Annotated in this window: 1 protein-coding gene; it reads right to left on the minus strand. The window is 63.3% G+C overall.

Translation table 11 applies throughout. From position 1 onward, the window contains the following. Window positions 1–602 (minus strand): LamG domain-containing protein (locus A9D60_RS06495; protein WP_141117853.1); only part of this gene is annotated, 602 nt, incomplete at both ends.

Here is a 602-nt window from a genome sequence, read left to right on the forward strand (position 1 = left end):
GCGAAATGCTGTTGTCGCCGCCAACCTGATCGATATCGACCACCGGCGCCGGGACGCTGGTGCCGGTCCCGCCGCTGCTGCCCTTCTCGTCCGAGGCGATGGTGTTGTAACCTGCGGTGATCTCGACATTCGAGATGGTGCCGTCAAAGGCGTCGCGGAAGCCTGCCTTGCCGGTCTGGCTGGCCCAGCCGTTGGCGCCGATCTGCAGGTATTCGGTGTTGTCCAGCCAGTTGACGTCAAAGGACTGGCTGCTCACCAGCGCGTCGTCGACCCACAGCGAAACCTTGCCGTCGCCAAAGCTGGTGCGCACGTCATAGACCTTGTTGGCCTGGATGCCGTCCAGTTTCAGCGTCTTCGAGGCTGAGCCCTCCTGGTAGCGGACGTAGAGCGTGCCGTCCTTGATGTAGGAGGTGAAATGGCCGTTGTTGACAGTGGTGCCGCCGGCGTCCTTGGACACCAGGCCCTGGCTGCCGCTGACCTTGTCGGCGTTGAAGCTGAAGGAGACCGTTGCGGCCTCAACCCGGGTGGCGGCACTGGGGGCGGCTTCGATCACCTTGGCATTGCTGCCGTCGAATTCCATGTTGCCGGAGCGGTAGAACAGC

This window comes from Leisingera sp. JC1, assembly GCF_001679925.1.
Classification (GTDB): Bacteria; Pseudomonadota; Alphaproteobacteria; order Rhodobacterales; family Rhodobacteraceae; genus Leisingera.